Source organism: Parasphingorhabdus sp. (assembly GCF_039977335.1).
GTDB lineage: Bacteria > Pseudomonadota > Alphaproteobacteria > Sphingomonadales > Sphingomonadaceae > Parasphingorhabdus.
This window is the reverse complement of sequence record NZ_JBDWDI010000004.1, coordinates 1,495,670-1,510,434: the sequence shown is the minus strand read 5'-3', so window position 1 is coordinate 1,510,434 and position 14,765 is coordinate 1,495,670. Positions and strand designations below refer to the sequence as shown.

Annotated in this window: 17 protein-coding genes; 7 read left to right on the top strand and 10 right to left on the bottom strand. The window is 53.3% G+C overall.

Features of this window, described 5'->3' with window-relative positions; genetic code table 11:
- Window positions 1-106: 106 nt before the first annotated feature.
- Window positions 107-1,234, top strand: a complete 1,128-nt coding sequence (locus tag ABJM21_RS14605; RefSeq protein WP_348300730.1) for a sigma-54 dependent transcriptional regulator — start codon at window positions 107-109, stop codon at window positions 1,232-1,234.
- Here ABJM21_RS14605 and ABJM21_RS14600 read toward each other — a convergent pair.
- Both ABJM21_RS14600 and ABJM21_RS14595 read right to left on the bottom strand, forming a co-directional pair.
- Entirely contained in the window at window positions 1,217-1,639 is a 423-nt protein-coding gene (locus ABJM21_RS14600) for a VOC family protein (RefSeq protein WP_348300909.1), read from the bottom strand. The genes ABJM21_RS14605 and ABJM21_RS14600 overlap by 18 nt on opposite strands.
- Window positions 1,635-2,327: a hypothetical protein gene (locus tag ABJM21_RS14595; protein ID WP_348300729.1), complete on the bottom strand. Its 693-nt coding sequence runs from the start codon at window positions 2,325-2,327 to the stop codon at window positions 1,635-1,637. Before ABJM21_RS14595 ends, ABJM21_RS14600 begins: the two co-directional genes overlap by 5 nt.
- A gap of 247 nt (window positions 2,328-2,574) precedes the next feature.
- Here ABJM21_RS14595 and lnt point away from each other — a divergent pair, with 247 nt between their 5' ends.
- From lnt to ABJM21_RS14575, 4 genes are all read left to right on the top strand, one after another.
- Window positions 2,575-4,224: an apolipoprotein N-acyltransferase gene (gene lnt / locus ABJM21_RS14590; protein WP_348300728.1), complete on the top strand. Its 1,650-nt coding sequence runs from the start codon at window positions 2,575-2,577 to the stop codon at window positions 4,222-4,224.
- Between the two features lie 69 nt (window positions 4,225-4,293).
- Window positions 4,294-5,505 (top strand): methionine adenosyltransferase, encoded by a 1,212-nt coding sequence (metK, locus tag ABJM21_RS14585; RefSeq protein WP_348300727.1) that lies wholly within the window; start codon window positions 4,294-4,296, stop codon window positions 5,503-5,505.
- Window positions 5,506-5,534: 29 nt separating this feature from the next.
- Window positions 5,535-6,230 carry a tRNA (guanine(46)-N(7))-methyltransferase TrmB gene (locus ABJM21_RS14580; protein WP_348300726.1) on the top strand — a complete coding sequence of 232 codons (696 nt, stop codon included), beginning with the start codon at window positions 5,535-5,537 and terminating at the stop codon, window positions 6,228-6,230.
- 188 nt (window positions 6,231-6,418) lie between these two features.
- Window positions 6,419-7,381, top strand: coding sequence for a metal-dependent hydrolase (locus ABJM21_RS14575; RefSeq protein ID WP_348300725.1), 963 nt, complete (start codon window positions 6,419-6,421; stop codon window positions 7,379-7,381).
- A gap of 5 nt (window positions 7,382-7,386) precedes the next feature.
- Here the strand turns inward: ABJM21_RS14575 and ABJM21_RS14570 are convergent, their stop codons facing one another.
- The 3 genes from ABJM21_RS14570 to rplU form a co-directional block, all read right to left on the bottom strand.
- A complete protein-coding gene (locus tag ABJM21_RS14570) occupies window positions 7,387-7,938 on the bottom strand; it encodes a GNAT family N-acetyltransferase (RefSeq protein WP_348300724.1) in 552 nt (183 codons plus the stop codon).
- A gap of 217 nt (window positions 7,939-8,155) precedes the next feature.
- A complete protein-coding gene (rpmA, locus tag ABJM21_RS14565; protein WP_108811240.1) occupies window positions 8,156-8,425 on the bottom strand; it encodes a 50S ribosomal protein L27 in 270 nt (89 codons plus the stop codon).
- A 3-nt stretch (window positions 8,426-8,428) separates the two neighbouring features.
- Window positions 8,429-8,962, bottom strand: a complete 534-nt coding sequence (rplU, locus tag ABJM21_RS14560) for a 50S ribosomal protein L21 (RefSeq protein ID WP_348300723.1) — start codon at window positions 8,960-8,962, stop codon at window positions 8,429-8,431.
- 242 nt (window positions 8,963-9,204) lie between these two features.
- Between rplU and ABJM21_RS14555 the strand changes: the two genes are divergently transcribed.
- Window positions 9,205-9,723, top strand: a complete 519-nt coding sequence (locus ABJM21_RS14555; protein WP_348300722.1) for a hypothetical protein — start codon at window positions 9,205-9,207, stop codon at window positions 9,721-9,723.
- A gap of 8 nt (window positions 9,724-9,731) precedes the next feature.
- On the opposite strand, the gene ABJM21_RS14550 is transcribed toward ABJM21_RS14555, so the two are convergent.
- The 4 genes from ABJM21_RS14550 to hemB all read right to left on the bottom strand — a co-directional run bounded on the left by ABJM21_RS14550 (window position 9,732) and on the right by hemB (window position 12,452).
- Window positions 9,732-10,289: a gamma carbonic anhydrase family protein gene (locus ABJM21_RS14550; RefSeq protein ID WP_348300721.1), complete on the bottom strand. Its 558-nt coding sequence runs from the start codon at window positions 10,287-10,289 to the stop codon at window positions 9,732-9,734.
- Entirely contained in the window at window positions 10,286-10,831 is a 546-nt protein-coding gene (locus ABJM21_RS14545) for a GNAT family N-acetyltransferase (protein ID WP_348300720.1), read from the bottom strand. Before ABJM21_RS14545 ends, ABJM21_RS14550 begins: the two co-directional genes overlap by 4 nt.
- Before the next feature lie 69 nt (window positions 10,832-10,900).
- A complete protein-coding gene (locus ABJM21_RS14540; RefSeq protein ID WP_348300719.1) occupies window positions 10,901-11,458 on the bottom strand; it encodes a GNAT family N-acetyltransferase in 558 nt (185 codons plus the stop codon).
- A complete protein-coding gene (gene hemB, locus ABJM21_RS14535; protein WP_348300718.1) occupies window positions 11,451-12,452 on the bottom strand; it encodes a porphobilinogen synthase in 1,002 nt (333 codons plus the stop codon). The genes ABJM21_RS14540 and hemB overlap by 8 nt, the downstream gene beginning before the upstream one ends.
- Before the next feature lie 212 nt (window positions 12,453-12,664).
- On the opposite strand from hemB, the gene ABJM21_RS14530 reads away from it, so the two are divergent.
- The gene (locus ABJM21_RS14530; RefSeq protein ID WP_348300717.1) at window positions 12,665-12,982 is read left to right on the top strand and encodes a hypothetical protein; all 318 of its coding nucleotides are present in this window, start codon (window positions 12,665-12,667) and stop codon (window positions 12,980-12,982) included.
- Window positions 12,983-12,994: 12 nt separating this feature from the next.
- On the opposite strand, the gene ABJM21_RS14525 is transcribed toward ABJM21_RS14530, so the two are convergent.
- Entirely contained in the window at window positions 12,995-14,563 is a 1,569-nt protein-coding gene (locus ABJM21_RS14525; protein WP_348382168.1) for a M23 family metallopeptidase, read from the bottom strand.
- Window positions 14,564-14,765 lie beyond the last annotated feature (202 nt).

Sequence of the window (14,765 nt, the reverse complement as noted above, 5' to 3'; positions counted from 1 at the left end):
TGCTATATAAAATGGACCAAGTTATACGGTATTTTACCATCGTTTACATATAAGAGTCCCATAGCTCTCGTGAGAGAAGCCCAGTTTGAAACGACAGGGAAATGCTATGGAACACCGTCCCGACGCCATCGGCAGTGCGCGAACATTACACCCCGATGATCCTGCCCTTCATCTGATCGGCGACAGCGCTGCGATTGAAGAGGTGCGCAGTTTGATCCGCTATGCCGCGGCGACAACCATACCGGTGATGATCACCGGGCCTTCGGGTTGCGGCAAGGAAGTGGTGGCAAAAGCGCTGCACCGATGTTCGGCCCGCTCGGCGGAAAAATTTGTCGGCGTGAATTGCGGGGCCATCCCTCGCGATCTGTTGGAATCAGAGCTATTTGGTCACGAGAAAGGCAGCTTCACCGGTGCTATCGCCCAGCGCAAGGGGCAGTTTGAGGATGCCAGCAAGGGCACCCTGTTTCTCGATGAAATTGGCGACATGCCTTTTGACATGCAGGTCAAGCTGCTGCGGGTGCTGGAGGAGAAGCAGATTGAGCGGATTGGCGGCACCGAATCCATCGCCATTGATACGCGGATCATTTCGGCCACCCATCAAAATCTCGATGAAGCCATTGCCGACAAGCGCTTTCGTGAAGATCTTTTCTATCGCCTCTCGGTATTCCCGATCGATATCCCGGCGCTCAAGGATCGCCGCAACGATATCGCGCCGCTGATCCGCCATTTCATCAAGCAAATTGGCGGGGAGGAGATCTGTTTTTCAACCGAAGCGATGGATGAGCTCGAAAACTATGGCTGGCCCGGAAATGCAAGAGAGTTGCGCAACATTGTCGAGCGGGCGGTGGTGCTATTCCCCGGTGTGATGATAACGGCCAGCCAACTATCCTCGCTGTTTCGTCGCCGTGCGTCCAACGCGCCAACGCATCACCGCTTTGCGTTGCCATCAAGCTATGCCGGCGGGGCGGAGGCGAGGCCGTTCAGGACGACCAGCGATGATCGCGGATATGATCGCGGTACTTTGGGGGACGGCTTTGATTTGAAAAAACATTTGATGGAAGAGGAGCGCAAATATCTATTGTCGGCGCTCAGAATGGCGGAAGGTGTAGTCGCGGAAGCCGCGCATCTCGTCAGCCTGCGCCGGACAACCTTTGTCGAGAAAATGCGCCGCCACAAAATTGTTCGCAAAATGGTCCTCTCGGGCAATCAGTCGGAGCTAGTCCGCCGCGAATAGCTGATCGTCATCGGCAAAGGCTTTGAACTCGAGCGCATTGCCGCTGGGGTCGAGAAAGAACATCGTTGCTTGCTCCCCGACCTCGCCGCGAAAGCGCACCGTGGGTGCGATAACAAATTCGGTCCCATGCTGTTTTAGACGCTCTGCCAGCGCGTCCCATTGGACAAGGGTCAGAACCACACCAAAATGGGGTACTGGGACATTTTCACCATCCACCGGATTGGTCATCGTGCGCGCCTTCGCATCGGGATTCAAATGGGTCACGATCTGATGACCATAGAGATTGAAATCAATCCAGCAGTCGCTGCTCCGACCCTCTGCGCAACCCAGCACATCGCCATAAAAATGCCGTGCCGCTGACAGGTTATCGACCGGAAATGCAAGATGGAAAGGGCGCCGTTCAATGTTCAAAATTCTGCCCTTTCTTCTCCGGTGCGGCCAGCGCGAAGCAATGATCGATGTCCAATGCTGATTGCTTGCTAGGGTCTAGTTCCGATGCGCGGATTTCCTCGCGCAGCTGTGTGAGAATGATATCGCTTTCAGAACCGCTCTTGCCTTCGCCGCGCATTTTTTCGCGCGCACGGCTGTCGAGGACAAAGGCGAGCGTTTTCAGGTCTTGCGCCTTTTTCGACAATTTTTCCCGCGCATAAACGGTTTCATAGGCAAGCTGTAACATCGCAGCACACTGATTGAGCGATGGTTTGGGTTTGGGGGCAACTTCGACATCAAGCAGGGGTAGGCATTTTTCCATTTCGGCGGCAACGACCTGTTCCGGCTCGGCAACATTTTTGACTTTGGCCTGTTGATCGGCGACCGCTGCCAAGATTGCGTCACGCACTTGCTCACGCGTTTGTCCTGTCTCAACCATAACCCGCTCGCCAGTTTGACCAGCGTAGACCCGGCCACGCTCGGTGAGCAATGGATAGTCCAGCGCGCTTTCAATTCCGCGCTCCTGTTCTGAAGCCACAATCGCAAAGGCCGCGACGCAGGACAGGTCTCTTTTGTGAACATCGGTCAACGCGGTCGCTGCCGGTTCGTTTTGGGCTGGAGCAGGTTGTGCAATTGCCAGCAATATCAGCAAGAATTTTTCCATAATAATCCTATAGCGGCGCATCAGCCTTTGCAGCAAACAACAATTGCGGAATAAGGGTTTCCTACAGGCCCGACAAAATGATATTTGCCAAGGGCAGCCGATCACGGATCATAATTTTCTGGCCCAAACTAATGTCCGAAAAAGGTAAATTGAACCGCTTTTTTAGGTCGATTCAGTGTCGAACCTGTATAATCTGGTTCAGATATCATGTAATTAAAATGAACAAGTGAATGGCGGCTAGTAATTAATGTTTGAACCTGCTCTTCGAAAACGGCACAAGCCGCCGGTGCATATTCTGATCGACTTGTTTCGCAAATTTCCATTCTGGCTGTCTCTGATTGCAGGGGCGCTATCGGCGACCGGATTTGCGCCATTGGGCTTGTGGCAACTCAGCCTGCTCGCGCTGGCCTTATGGATTGCGATTGTCGATAGCCTCGAAAGCCGGAAAGCAGCGTTCCTGTCAGGCTGGCTATTTGGTCTTGGCCATTTTGTTGTCGGGCTCAACTGGATCGCGAAGGCCTTTACTTTTCAGGCCGCGATGCCCGAATGGCTGGGCTATGTTGCGGTGGTTTTGCTATCACTTTATCTCGCCGTCTACCCTGCTTTAACGGCACTGGGGGCATGGTGGTTGGGCAAAGGGCGGCCCATTGTGTTCGTGCTCGCCTTTGCCGGTTTCTGGATCATCACCGAATGGCTGCGCAGCTGGGTCTTCAGCGGATTTATCTGGAATCCCTTGGGCGTGATCATGGTCGAAGGGCCCTATGCCTTCAGTGCCCGGTCAATCGGAACCTATGGATTATCCGGTATCGTGATTGGCCTCGCTGGGTTGGTTGGCGCCTTCATCACGGGATTGCTTAACTGGCAAGGACGGATCATCATACGCAGAGCATTTGATCTTATCATCCTTGCTCTTGCTGCAACTTCGCTCGGTCTCATCGGCAGCTTCAATGATATTATCGGTGATGAAAATGATCAGCCTGCATTAGACCAGCAGCCCAAGATCACGGTGGTCCAGCCGAATATTGGCCAGCAGGATAAATGGCAGGCGGGATTTGAAGAACGTAATCTCTCCAAACTTGCTGGGCTGACTGTGCGCAAAGACGACGAGCCACGTATATTATTCTGGCCGGAAGCCGCGATCCCCGATTATCTCGAAGCCGGCTATCCGCAGCGTTATTATTACGGACGCTCACCACAATTGGTGCGCACACAGCTCGCCAGTCTGATGAAGCCCGGAGATGTGCTGGTACTTGGTGCGCTGAAACTCGAATTTGATGAGGCTGGCGCTCCGGATGCAAGGCGGGCCATTGGTGCGCGCAACAGTGTCTTTGCGATGGATGCGGACCGCGAACTGCTCGGGCGCTATGATAAAAGCCATTTGGTACCTTATGGCGAATATCTGCCGATGCGGCCGCTGCTCTCCGCCATTGGCTTGTCGCGCCTGGCACCCGGTGATTTTGATTTCTGGCCCGGCCCGGGGCCGCAATCGCTGGACATAGGCACATTTGGCAAAGCAGGTTTGCAGGTCTGCTACGAGATTATCTTCTCTGGCCAAGTGGTGGATAGAGAAAATCGTCCGGACTTTATCTTTAACCCATCCAATGATGCCTGGTTTGGCGCATGGGGACCGCCGCAACATCTCGCACAAGCGCAACTGCGCGCAATAGAGGAAGGTCTGCCGGTCATTCGCTCGACGCCGACAGGGATCTCCGCTGTCATTACGAGCACGGGCAAGATTGTTGATAGCATAGCAATGGGACAGGCTGGCCGGATTGACGCAACCTTGCCGCTGCCGGAAAAGCCAACATTATTCTCTCGGTTTGGCAATATCCTCTCGCTGGCCTTTGCGCTCATTTTGCTGATCTGTGCCATTGCCATCCGGCTTCGCGCTCGCTAAGAGGCGCATATAAACCTTTCTTTATATCCAAATAACGCTCCCCCAAGCGACCAAATAGTAGGAAAAGTCATGCGCTCAGAATTTATCTTCACTTCCGAATCCGTATCCGAAGGCCACCCTGATAAGGTTTCAGACCAGATTTCCGACGCCATTGTCGATTTGTTCCTATCCAAAGACCCGGAAGCGCGGGTTGCTTGCGAAACTCTGACGACCACGGATCGGGTCATACTGGCGGGCGAAGTGCGCGGCAAGGGCATGATCGATACCGATGGCAATTGGGCTCCTGGCGCACAGGAAGAAATCCAGACGGTCGTTCGCGAGACGGTCAAGAAAATTGGCTATGAGCAAGAAGGCTTCCACTGGCAGAACCTGACCTTTGAAAACCACCTTCACCCGCAATCCGCTCATATCGCGCAAGGCGTGGACGAGAGCGGCAACAAGGATGAAGGTGCTGGCGACCAAGGCATTATGTTTGGCTATGCCAGCGACGAAACACCGGACCTCATGCCAGCGACCCTGCAATATTCGCATCAGATATTGAAGCAAATGGCGGCAGATCGCCACAGCGGCAAGGCACCGTTCCTGGAACCGGACAGCAAGAGCCAGGTAACCCTGCGCTATGTTAATGAAGTGCCTGTCGAGGCGACCGCGTTGGTCGTGTCCACACAGCACGCTCCGGGCTATTATAAGGATAGTGACAATCCTGCCCTTTACGAAGAATTGCGCGCATATGTGATGGGCGTTTTCCATTCGGTGCTGCCCGATGGCTTTATCACAGGCAATACCGCTATTCACGTCAACCCGACCGGGCGTTTTGAGATTGGCGGACCCGACGGTGACGCTGGTCTGACAGGCCGGAAGATCATCGTGGATACCTATGGCGGTGCCAGCCCGCACGGCGGCGGTGCGTTTTCGGGTAAAGATCCCACCAAAGTCGATCGCTCAGCGGCCTATATTACCCGTTATCTGGCGAAAAATATTGTTGCAGCTGGCCTTGCCAAACGCTGCGCCATCCAGCTGTCTTATGCAATTGGCGTCGCCGAACCGCTGTCTATCAATGTCGATCTGCATGGCACCGGGACAGTAAGCGAAGAAAAGCTTGAGGAAATCCTTCCGAAACTGGTTCGCTTGACGCCAAAAGGCATTCGTACACATCTGGGTCTTAACAAGCCGATCTACAGCTCGACCGCGGCTTACGGGCATTTTGGCCGTAAAGCCGACGGTGATCTTTTCACTTGGGAAAGAACCGATCTGGTAGACGCGTTAAAAGCGGCTGTTTAATTCAGGCAGCTGGTGCTAGTCGCCCCCGGATGACGAGCAAAAACAATCAGGATCCAACCACTATCCGGCAGCTTTACGGCCGGCGGCAGGGTCATGCGCTCAGGGATCAGCAAGTCGAACTGGTCGAAAAGCTGTTGCCGCAGATTAGTGTGCCGCCCGAAGGAGCCGTGTCCTCGCCCGTCCTGTTCGGTGACAATCGGCCGCTGCATTTCGAAATTGGCTTTGGCGCAGGCGAGCATATGGCAGCTCGAGCCGATATGCTGCCCGATCACGGGTTTATCGGCTGTGAGCCTTATCTCAACGGGATGGTAGGCGCGTTGCAGCATATCCAGGAAGGTATATTGCCAAATATCCGGCTGCATATGGGCAATGCGCTGGATGTACTGGAACGGATACCGGATGGCAGCTTGAGCTTTGTCTATCTGCTACATCCCGATCCTTGGCCCAAAGCGCGCCATGCCAAGCGGCGTTTTATGAACCATGGCCCGGTCGACATGATCGCCGCCAAGTTAAAGCCCGGTGGGGAGTTCCGCTTTGGTACCGATCATCCCGTTTATCTGGAATGGGCGATGATGATCATGAACCAGCGCGAGGAATTTAATTGGCTTTGCGATGGGCCCAAAAACTGGATGATCCGCCCCGGCGGTTGGCCCGAAACACGTTATGAAGCCAAAGCCCGACGACAGGGGCATGAGGTTTGGTATTTTCGCTATCAGCGTCGATGAGACTGTAGAGCGCGTTCGCGTTAACGTCGTTTTACTGCAATCTATATTTGAATCTCCTTGTAAACAGTAGATTAACCGTGAATTTGTTCACCTCTGTAGGTATTTTGTTAACCCTCCCAATCTATAAATTGCTTAACCAAAAGACTGGTCGCACAGCTATTGGATTTTTTAGGAGGCCATAGATAGAAATGGGCGGCATTTCACCAGATACTGACGTGGCAGACGCTGCGCCTGCAATTGCAGGCAGCGCAACCCCGGCTGATCTTAATATTCAATCGCGAAACCGGCACTTTGCCAACGCGGCGATGGAACGTCGGCACTGGGTCGGCGGTGATCCCTATGCCACGGCCTTTTTCAACGCATTATCGATTACCTTTCCCAAGGGTGAAACTTTCTTCATGAAGGTTCTCAAGCAATATCGCGACGAGGCACCGGAAAAACTCGCACGGGAAATTCGCGGCTTTGTGCAGCAAGAGGCGGTCCACAGCCGGGAACATTTGTTTTTTAACAAACATATCGAAGATTCTGACTTTGATATCTCGCGTCTGGAACAGACGCTAACCGATGTCATCGATAATATCGCTAGCATGCCGCTTGTCAGGCAATTGGTCGCGACTACCTGTCTGGAACATCTGACCGCGATCATGGCAGCGGAGTTTATTGCCAATCCAAAGCATTTTCAGGATGCCGATGAAGAGCAACGTAAAATGTGGCTTTGGCATGCCTCGGAAGAGGTGGAGCATAAGGGCGTCGCTTATGATACCTGGTTGCACGCAACCAAAGACTGGAGCCGGATGAAGCGATGGGCGACCAAGTCATTGTTCATGATCCGCATTTCATTGGGTTTCGCGAAGAACCGCACCAAAGGTATTTTTGATCTGTTGCGGCAGGACGGTATTACCGGCCCGCGCGCATGGTTTGGCTTTCTCCATTTTGCCTTGATCAGTCCCGCACCATTTCGGCGAACCCTTTTGCCATGGTTCCAGTTTTTCCTCCCTGGTTTCCATCCCTGGAACAAAGATGATCGTGACCTCATCCAGCTTGCCGAAAGTGAATATGAAGCGGCGATCATGGATCAACCGGCGAAAAAAGAAACGGTGGCGACCTTGGGTGAGCACCGCAAGAAGAAGCGCCTACCCAAGGTAGCTTGAAGCTTTTACGCCGCTAGCGGTCGCATGACATCGCTTTCCATATCGCTTTCCAAAGACAGCTCAAATTCAACGGCTGCGACTGATTGATTGCGCCCTTTGCTGAACCTCGGTCCTGTGCGCCCAGTCCGGCGAAACCCTAATTTCGTCAGTACATTTCCAGAGGCGGGATTGTCGATAAAGTGGCTTGCGACAATTTCACGGTGACCCAGAGCCTTTGCTGTCTCCAGTGCTGCCCGGCCCGCTTCGGTTGCATAGCCCAAGCCCCAATGGTCCCGTCCGATCCAATAGCCCAGTTCGACACTACCATCGGGCATCGCATCAACACCGCAAGTACCAACCAGGCAGGGGGCACCAGCCGTTCGCCGGAAAATCAGCCAGCGCGGGCTTTTGGGGTCATGGGGAAGCGAAAGAAACTCTTCTGCATCATGCCGGGTATAGGGCCATGGGGCTCTGGCGAGATTGCGAACAATGGCTTCATCGTTGATCGCTTGATGCAAAGCACCTGCATCTTCGGGCCAACCCGGTCTCAACAATAATCTTGGCGTTCTTGCAAACATTGGGACTCTCCGTTTTTGGCCTTTTCAGCCAAGTCAAATTTAACCGCCCCTGTGTTGGTTTGACCGTCCCCTACAAGGGAGCGATGACAACGCAGTGACAATTTCGACAGGGAGAGACAAAAAAAGGGAGAGGGGGTGACCCTCTCCCTTGAATTTGGAAGTTCTTTCGAACCATCCGGGTCATCCCTCAAAGGATAACCCGTTATCGGTTATCCGGTTATTCGGCGGCTTCCGCCATGGCATCGACAGACACATATTTACGGCCGAGCTTGCCCTTGTGGAATTCCACTTTGCCATCAATGAGCGCAAATAGGGTGTGGTCTTTGCCCATACCGACATTGCGACCCGGATGGGTCTTGGTTCCGCGTTGGCGGATAATAATATTGCCAGCTACAACAGCTTCGCTGCCATATTTCTTGACGCCTAAACGGCGGCCTTCTGAATCACGGCCGTTACGCGACGAACCGCCTGCTTTCTTATGTGCCATGGTTTAGTCCTTCTTCTTCGCAGCCGGCTTTTTAGCGGCTGGTTTCTTTGCCGGAGCTTTTTTGGCTGCAGCTGGTTTTGCTTCTGTTTTAGCAGCGGCCTTTTTAGCGGCTGGCTTGGCAGCAGCTTTCTTGGCTGGAGCCGCCTTCTTAGCAGGTGCTGCTTTTTTCTCAGCAGCCGGTTTCTCGTCAGCTGGCTTGGCAGCGGCTTTTTTAGGAGCGGCTTTCTTCGCAGCTTTCTCAGCACCAATGGCACTGATCTTCAACACGGTGTGCTGCTGACGATGGCCATTTTTGCGGCGATAGTTATGCCGGCGGCGTTTCTTGAAGATAATGACCTTCTCGCCTTTTTCCTGCGCAACAATTTCAGCAGCTACGGTCAGACCTTTGACGTCTTTCATCTCGCCGCCGTCACCGGCCAGCAAAACATCATCAAGGGTTACCGAATCACCAGCTTCACCAGCTAGTTTCTCGACTGCGATTATATCTCCTGCGGCAACACGATACTGTTTACCGCCGGTGCGCACTATAGCGAACATGGCATTTTTCCGTTTCAATCTTGTGGTTCCAGCGCGCAAGCAAGGAAACGCGAGTCTCTCGGCTCACGCTGGAAAGAGTGCGCAGCTACTAGATGGGCATGGCTGTGTCAACCAGTATTGGCCGATTTTTAGGCAAGCTTCTGCTTTCCTGTGGTCCAGCCTTTGCAGTCACGTCATCGCACCCTTTTATTCCATTGCAAAGGCCATTGCCGCAACAATAACCACGGCCTAAAGATGTTTTTATGAAATTATCCCTGTTTTTGGTTCCGGTTCTCGGCCTGTCTTTATCCGCCTGCGCTATGCAAGAGGGGGATTTCCCGTCCCTAGCGAAACGACCCTATGAGGATGGCCCGGCCATAGCGAACACGGTCGCACCGTCACCAGCACAGATGGCTACGTTGCCCGCCGCACTCAAAAACGCCGTCGATGCGGCTATCCGGCAAAGCGATGCAGCGCACCAAGCTTTTTTGGCTGACTTGCCCAAAGTGAAGCAGAGTGTATCGGCGGCACGCGGGGCGGCCCCATCCAGCGAATCATGGGTGGTGGCTCAGGTTCAACTCTCATCACTGGAGATGGATCGCAGTCCGTCGATATCCGCGCTGGCCGATATTGATGCGCTTTACGTGCAACGGCTTGATCAGGAATTTACCGGCGAAGATAAAGGCGCGGCGGCGCTAATCGCTAAATCCAGAGAAAAGATTGGGGCACAGGTTTCCTCTCAGCAACGCGAGATTGAGCTGCTGAAATCTAAGATGCGTTGAGCGGCCGACTATTTCCGCGCGGCTTCTACCGCCGCTTTGTGGGCCTTGGCATTTTCTACATAGTGGGCAACACCCATACGCATTCCGGCAATGGCGGGTTCGGTTAGGTCGCGCATATATTTGGCTGGTGACCCAGCCCAAAGCTGACCGGTCGGAATTCGTTTGTTGGGCGTCAATGTAGCGCCGGCGGCGAGCATCGCGTCCCCTTCGATGACACAGCCATCCATGACCGTGGTACTGAGGCCAACAAAAGCCCGGTCTTCCAGCGTTGCTCCGTGCAACATGACCATATGACCAACCAGTGCGTCCTCACCAATTATCGTCGGATGTCCATTGGGCGTAGCCGGAGTGGCGCTGTCACAGTGAATGGTTGTGCCATCCTGGATATTGCTCCGCGCGCCTATTTTGATGAAATTGACATCTGCGCGGATCACGCAATTATACCAGATACTTGCCTCTGGCCCGATTTCTACATCGCCAATAATCTTGCAGCCGGGGGCAATAAAGGCCGATTCGTGAATTTTCGGCGTTTTGCCATTAAACGGCAGGATAAGTGGGGCGGTCATTTAGATGGTTCCTTACAATAGGTGACATGACGAACCAGATCGCTTTTAGGATCAACTTTCGGATGATCGAAATCAAGTTCTGGAAAATGCTTCATATTTAGCCGTTCCATTACGGCTCTGCTGCGATGATTATGCTCGCTGGTTATGGCCCAAACCCGTTCATCCGGGAATGTCGCAGCTGCCCATTCACAGCATTTTTGCGCGGCCTCGGTCACATAGCCTTTGCCCCATTGTGCAAAGGCCAATCGCCAACCGATTTCCAGTTTATCACAAACGGGTGTTCCTTCACCGCCTCTAATAATGCCGCACCATCCGATCAGTTCGTTTTGTGCTTTTGTTTCCAGCGCCCAGAAACAATGACCGTGCTGTTGCTGATAATCTTGTTGCCATGTGATGAGATCTGCCACTTGTTGTCTCGTCATAATTGGCCCCAGTGTTTTTCTCACTTTAGGGTCGCTGTTTATCGCATGGAAAATGCCAAGATCATCTTCCCGCCATTTGCGCATGACTAACCGGTCAGTTTCAAGTTGGAAGTCAGCCATGAATCACGCTTACTGTATTTGTGCCAAGGATTTTCGAGGAGCCATTAAACGGCATTATCAGCAGCTCCGTCATGTATCAGATTTCCAGTCTTTAGCCTCGATTCGATAAACAACGGTCGGGTTCAGCTCTTCGCCATAGTTGGGATCGTGAAAATCGAGTTCTGGCCGATGGCTCATGCCCAACCGTTTCATCAGGCCCCAGGACGGCTCATTTCCCGGTACGGTAAGAGCAACGACAAAGGGCGCTTTGTGCCGGGTAAAGGCGGCATCCATTGTAGCGGTGGCCGCTTCCTTGGCATAGCCTTGTCCCCAGACGTCTTCGCGCAGCCGCCAGCCGATCTCGAACGCACCGGTTAATTTCGGCTGCGGTGCATTGACGCGCTTCAAGCCACAAAATCCGAGCAGAGCATTGTCTGATTTTCGTTCAACAATCCAGAATGTGTGCCCAAATTCACGGTCATATCCCCTGATCCTCTCAACCGCCTCGAGGAATTTTTCACGGGTTTGGACACCGCCAAGCCACCGGGTGACTTTGGGTGTGTTGAGATATTGCATGAACGGTTCGATATCGTCGTCCCGCCAATTGCGCAGCCGCAGCCGATCGGTCTCGATAATAATATCAGCCATTGAGGAGCCGGGCCGCATCGGCGGCGAAATAGGTCAGGATGCCGGAACAGCCCGCGCGTTTGAAGGCGATCAGTTTTTCCATCATTAGCGCATCGCGGTCACCAATGCCGGCGGCGGCACCAGCGGCTACCAAAGCATATTCGCCCGACACTTGATACGCAAAGACCGGCACGTTGAATTCGCTCTTGGCGCGATAAATAATGTCGAGATAGGCAAGGCCCGGTTTGACCATCACGCTGTCAGCACCCTCCGCAATGTCGAGAGCGATTTCGCGCATCGCTTCATCGCTATTGGCGGCATCCATCTGATAGCTTTTCTTGTCACCTTTCAGGGTGCCGCTGGAACCCACCGCATCACGGAACGGACCGTAAAAGGCGCTGGCATATTTGGCAGCATAAGACATGATTTGAACATTATGATGATGTGCCAGTTCCAGCGTGTCGCGGATAGCACCTATTCGGCCATCCATCATGTCCGACGGTGCAATAATATCCGCGCCCGCATTGGCCTGGTTCAATGCCTGTTTGGTTAGCATGTCGAGCGTGCGATCATTCTCGACATAACCATCGGCGTTGATCAGGCCGTCCTGCCCGTGGGTTGTGTAGGGGTCGAGCGCGACATCGGTGAGCACGCCGATATCATCCCCCAGGGCGTCTTTGATCGCCTTGGTCGCCCGGCACATGAGATTGTCGATGTTGAGCGCTTCTGAGCCATCATCGCTGCGTTTATCGGTCGGCGTGTTGGGAAATAGCGCAACACAAGGAATGCCGAGATCACGGGCTTCTTTGGCGCGCTCAACAATTAGGTCCACAGACCAGCACGAAACGCCGGGCAGCGAAGCAATTGGTTCTTCAACCTTGTCCCCATCCGAAATGAACAGGGGCCAGATCAGATCAGCGGGCGTCAATATATTTTCGCGAACCATCGCGCGGCTCCAGGTAGAGACACGGGTGCGGCGCAAACGGGTGCGGGGGAAAGCAGGATCTTGGGTCATGATGCCGCAATATAGAGCGGCAGCACCGTAGGGCAATTGAAATAGCATTTCGAACAGCTTGCAGCGATCGGCTACATATTTTAGACGTCTGTTTTCACACATCTGTAAAGTTTAATGAAATGCAGGCGAAGAAAGCCTGGCCTATGAGTTTCTTGACGATGAAGTTGATATAGCCTGCAACCGTCTCCAATCCCTCCAGCAAGGAAACCTCTATGACACTGAAATCCCGGACCCTTTTACCCACCATTTTGGTTTTGCCCTTGGTGCTGTCGGCTTGCGGCAGCGCGGATGATGAGAACAGTTTGACCGGTGCTTTTAGCAAAGGTTTCGATGAGAGTTGGGGCACCGAATTTGTGGCTGGATGCGTCACCGAGTCCAAAAAGGCGGGGGCGACCGAAGCCGACGCTACTCCGATATGTAATTGCTTAGCCGAAGAATTAGGCAAAAGTCTGGATGGCATTAGCGAGAAGATGAATCCGCCTGAAGCGAAATTGGAGGCGGCCACCGAAATCTGCCTGGGTGATATCTAGAGATAACTGGTCTTAGCTGATCGACTCTTTGCTCAGCCTGCTAATTTCACGCTGTTTTTTGGGGCCGGTTGATGCGCTTTTCAAAGCACCAAGAGCCGCGCCAGGTGTCACTTGTTGCAGGCGTTGCAATTCACCTTTGAACCGTCTCAACTCTTTCCCACTTAGTTCTGCGCGTTGAATAAATTTTACGGAGTTCGGGTTGATAGTCCGGCCATTGCGGTACAGCTCATAATGTAGATGCGGGCCGGTCGACAGGCCGGTAGAGCCAATATAACCGATAATCTGTCCTTTGCGAACGCGCTTGCCATTGCTGACCGCGATCCGGCTCATATGTGCATAGCCTGATGCCAGTCCGCCGCTATGTTTGATTTTTACAAACTTGCCATAGCCGCCTTTGCGACCGGCATAGGTGACCTTACCATCAGTTACGGCGTAAATTGGAGCACCATAGCCGCCACCAAAGTCGATACCGCTATGCATGCGTTTATAACGCAAAATCGGATGACGGCGCATGCCATAGCTGGACGTTTTTCTCCCGCGTGTCGGGCGGACCAATTCGCCGCGAGATTGACCCACACCAGATGCTTCAAACCAGTTTGCACGTCCGTTGCTGGTCCACTTCACCATCTGAGCCTTGGCTTTGCCATCCCGCTCTATGCCCGCGTACAGCAAATCACCGACTTCCACTTCGCCTGTTTCAGCGCGGCGATAGCCAAGGATGATGTCAAATTCATCGGTCGAACGGATATCGCGTGATACGGACATTTTTTTGCCAATGACCTGGAGATATTTTTGGACGGCTTCGGTTGGTGCACCACCGGCACGGGCTGAGCGATATAGGCTGGAACCAACAACACCTTTGATCCTGAGCGGCGTGTCGTCGACCAAGATCGGTTTGCGGTTTAGTTCTAGCTGACCACTATTCCGCAAAATTTCCAAATTCAAATCAAAGCGTGCCCGAAAAGCCAGTTGGTCAAGTGGGCGCGGTTGATTTTTGGCGGGGCGACGACCCAAGGTCACATCAATTTTTGTGCCTGGCTCGATCTCACCCAATGTAACGGCGCCGGAGACCAGATCGGTTACTTCGCGCGCTTCCGCACTAGCAACCCCAGCGCGTTGCAAAACTCGGCGGAGACTGTCGCCTCGGCCCAAGGTGGCAACCAATTCAATCGAGGGCCGCTCAGGGCTTTGGGCCAGCGGGCGTACCGCGTCAGTAGCGGCCATGCGGATGCCGGTATCCGATCCATAGGCCAATGGTGCGATGGTTTGTGAGCGGGCTTGATCCGCGCGGAAACCGGTCAGCGCTGCATTTTGGTGACCGTTAATCGGACCAAAATCAGGTAAACAGGATATGGCAATCCCGCAGAGTAGTACCAACGTAATGAGACCGCGAAACCAAGTGAAACTGCCGATATCCCGGCCTAGGTCCGGTACCCAATCGGTCTGTGCAAATTTTTCCTGCCATTCATCCGATATGCTGGTGAAGATTTCCGGCATGGCAAAAGTCGACGCAGGAGGGCCTGCTGCGATAGCTGCAGCCCCATTTCCTTGATCGGCAAGCATGTCGATACTCTTGTACAAATGCACCCCTTGGCGACGCTATCTTCAGATACTCAAAAGATAGAACTCCATCGCAATATTATTTCTTTCTCTGTGAAGGAATAGGGTTAATGTCAAATTAAGATGGGGGTTGGATTGCACGCTATGCGGTAAAACGTGTAAAATCGCGGATATCCAGCGCTTCGGCCAAAAATCTGACCGATTTTACAAGGTTTCTGCTTGC

Coding starts and splice junctions, on each gene's coding strand:
- hemB (WP_348300718.1), bottom strand. CDS start 12,452: ATGACCCAAGATCCTGCTTTCCCCCGCACCCGTTTGCGCCGCACCCGT.
- ABJM21_RS14595 (WP_348300729.1), bottom strand. CDS start 2,327: ATGGAAAAATTCTTGCTGATATTGCTGGCAATTGCACAACCTGCTCCA.
- lnt (WP_348300728.1), top strand. CDS start 2,575: ATGTTTGAACCTGCTCTTCGAAAACGGCACAAGCCGCCGGTGCATATT.
- ABJM21_RS14540 (WP_348300719.1), bottom strand. CDS start 11,458: ATGGCTGATATTATTATCGAGACCGATCGGCTGCGGCTGCGCAATTGG.
- rplU (WP_348300723.1), bottom strand. CDS start 8,962: ATGTTCGCTATAGTGCGCACCGGCGGTAAACAGTATCGTGTTGCCGCA.
- ABJM21_RS14575 (WP_348300725.1), top strand. CDS start 6,419: ATGGGCGGCATTTCACCAGATACTGACGTGGCAGACGCTGCGCCTGCA.
- ABJM21_RS14570 (WP_348300724.1), bottom strand. CDS start 7,938: ATGTTTGCAAGAACGCCAAGATTATTGTTGAGACCGGGTTGGCCCGAA.
- ABJM21_RS14555 (WP_348300722.1), top strand. CDS start 9,205: ATGAAATTATCCCTGTTTTTGGTTCCGGTTCTCGGCCTGTCTTTATCC.
- ABJM21_RS14550 (WP_348300721.1), bottom strand. CDS start 10,289: ATGACCGCCCCACTTATCCTGCCGTTTAATGGCAAAACGCCGAAAATT.
- ABJM21_RS14605 (WP_348300730.1), top strand. CDS start 107: ATGGAACACCGTCCCGACGCCATCGGCAGTGCGCGAACATTACACCCC.
- metK (WP_348300727.1), top strand. CDS start 4,294: ATGCGCTCAGAATTTATCTTCACTTCCGAATCCGTATCCGAAGGCCAC.
- ABJM21_RS14580 (WP_348300726.1), top strand. CDS start 5,535: ATGACGAGCAAAAACAATCAGGATCCAACCACTATCCGGCAGCTTTAC.
- ABJM21_RS14545 (WP_348300720.1), bottom strand. CDS start 10,831: ATGGCTGACTTCCAACTTGAAACTGACCGGTTAGTCATGCGCAAATGG.
- ABJM21_RS14530 (WP_348300717.1), top strand. CDS start 12,665: ATGACACTGAAATCCCGGACCCTTTTACCCACCATTTTGGTTTTGCCC.
- rpmA (WP_108811240.1), bottom strand. CDS start 8,425: ATGGCACATAAGAAAGCAGGCGGTTCGTCGCGTAACGGCCGTGATTCA.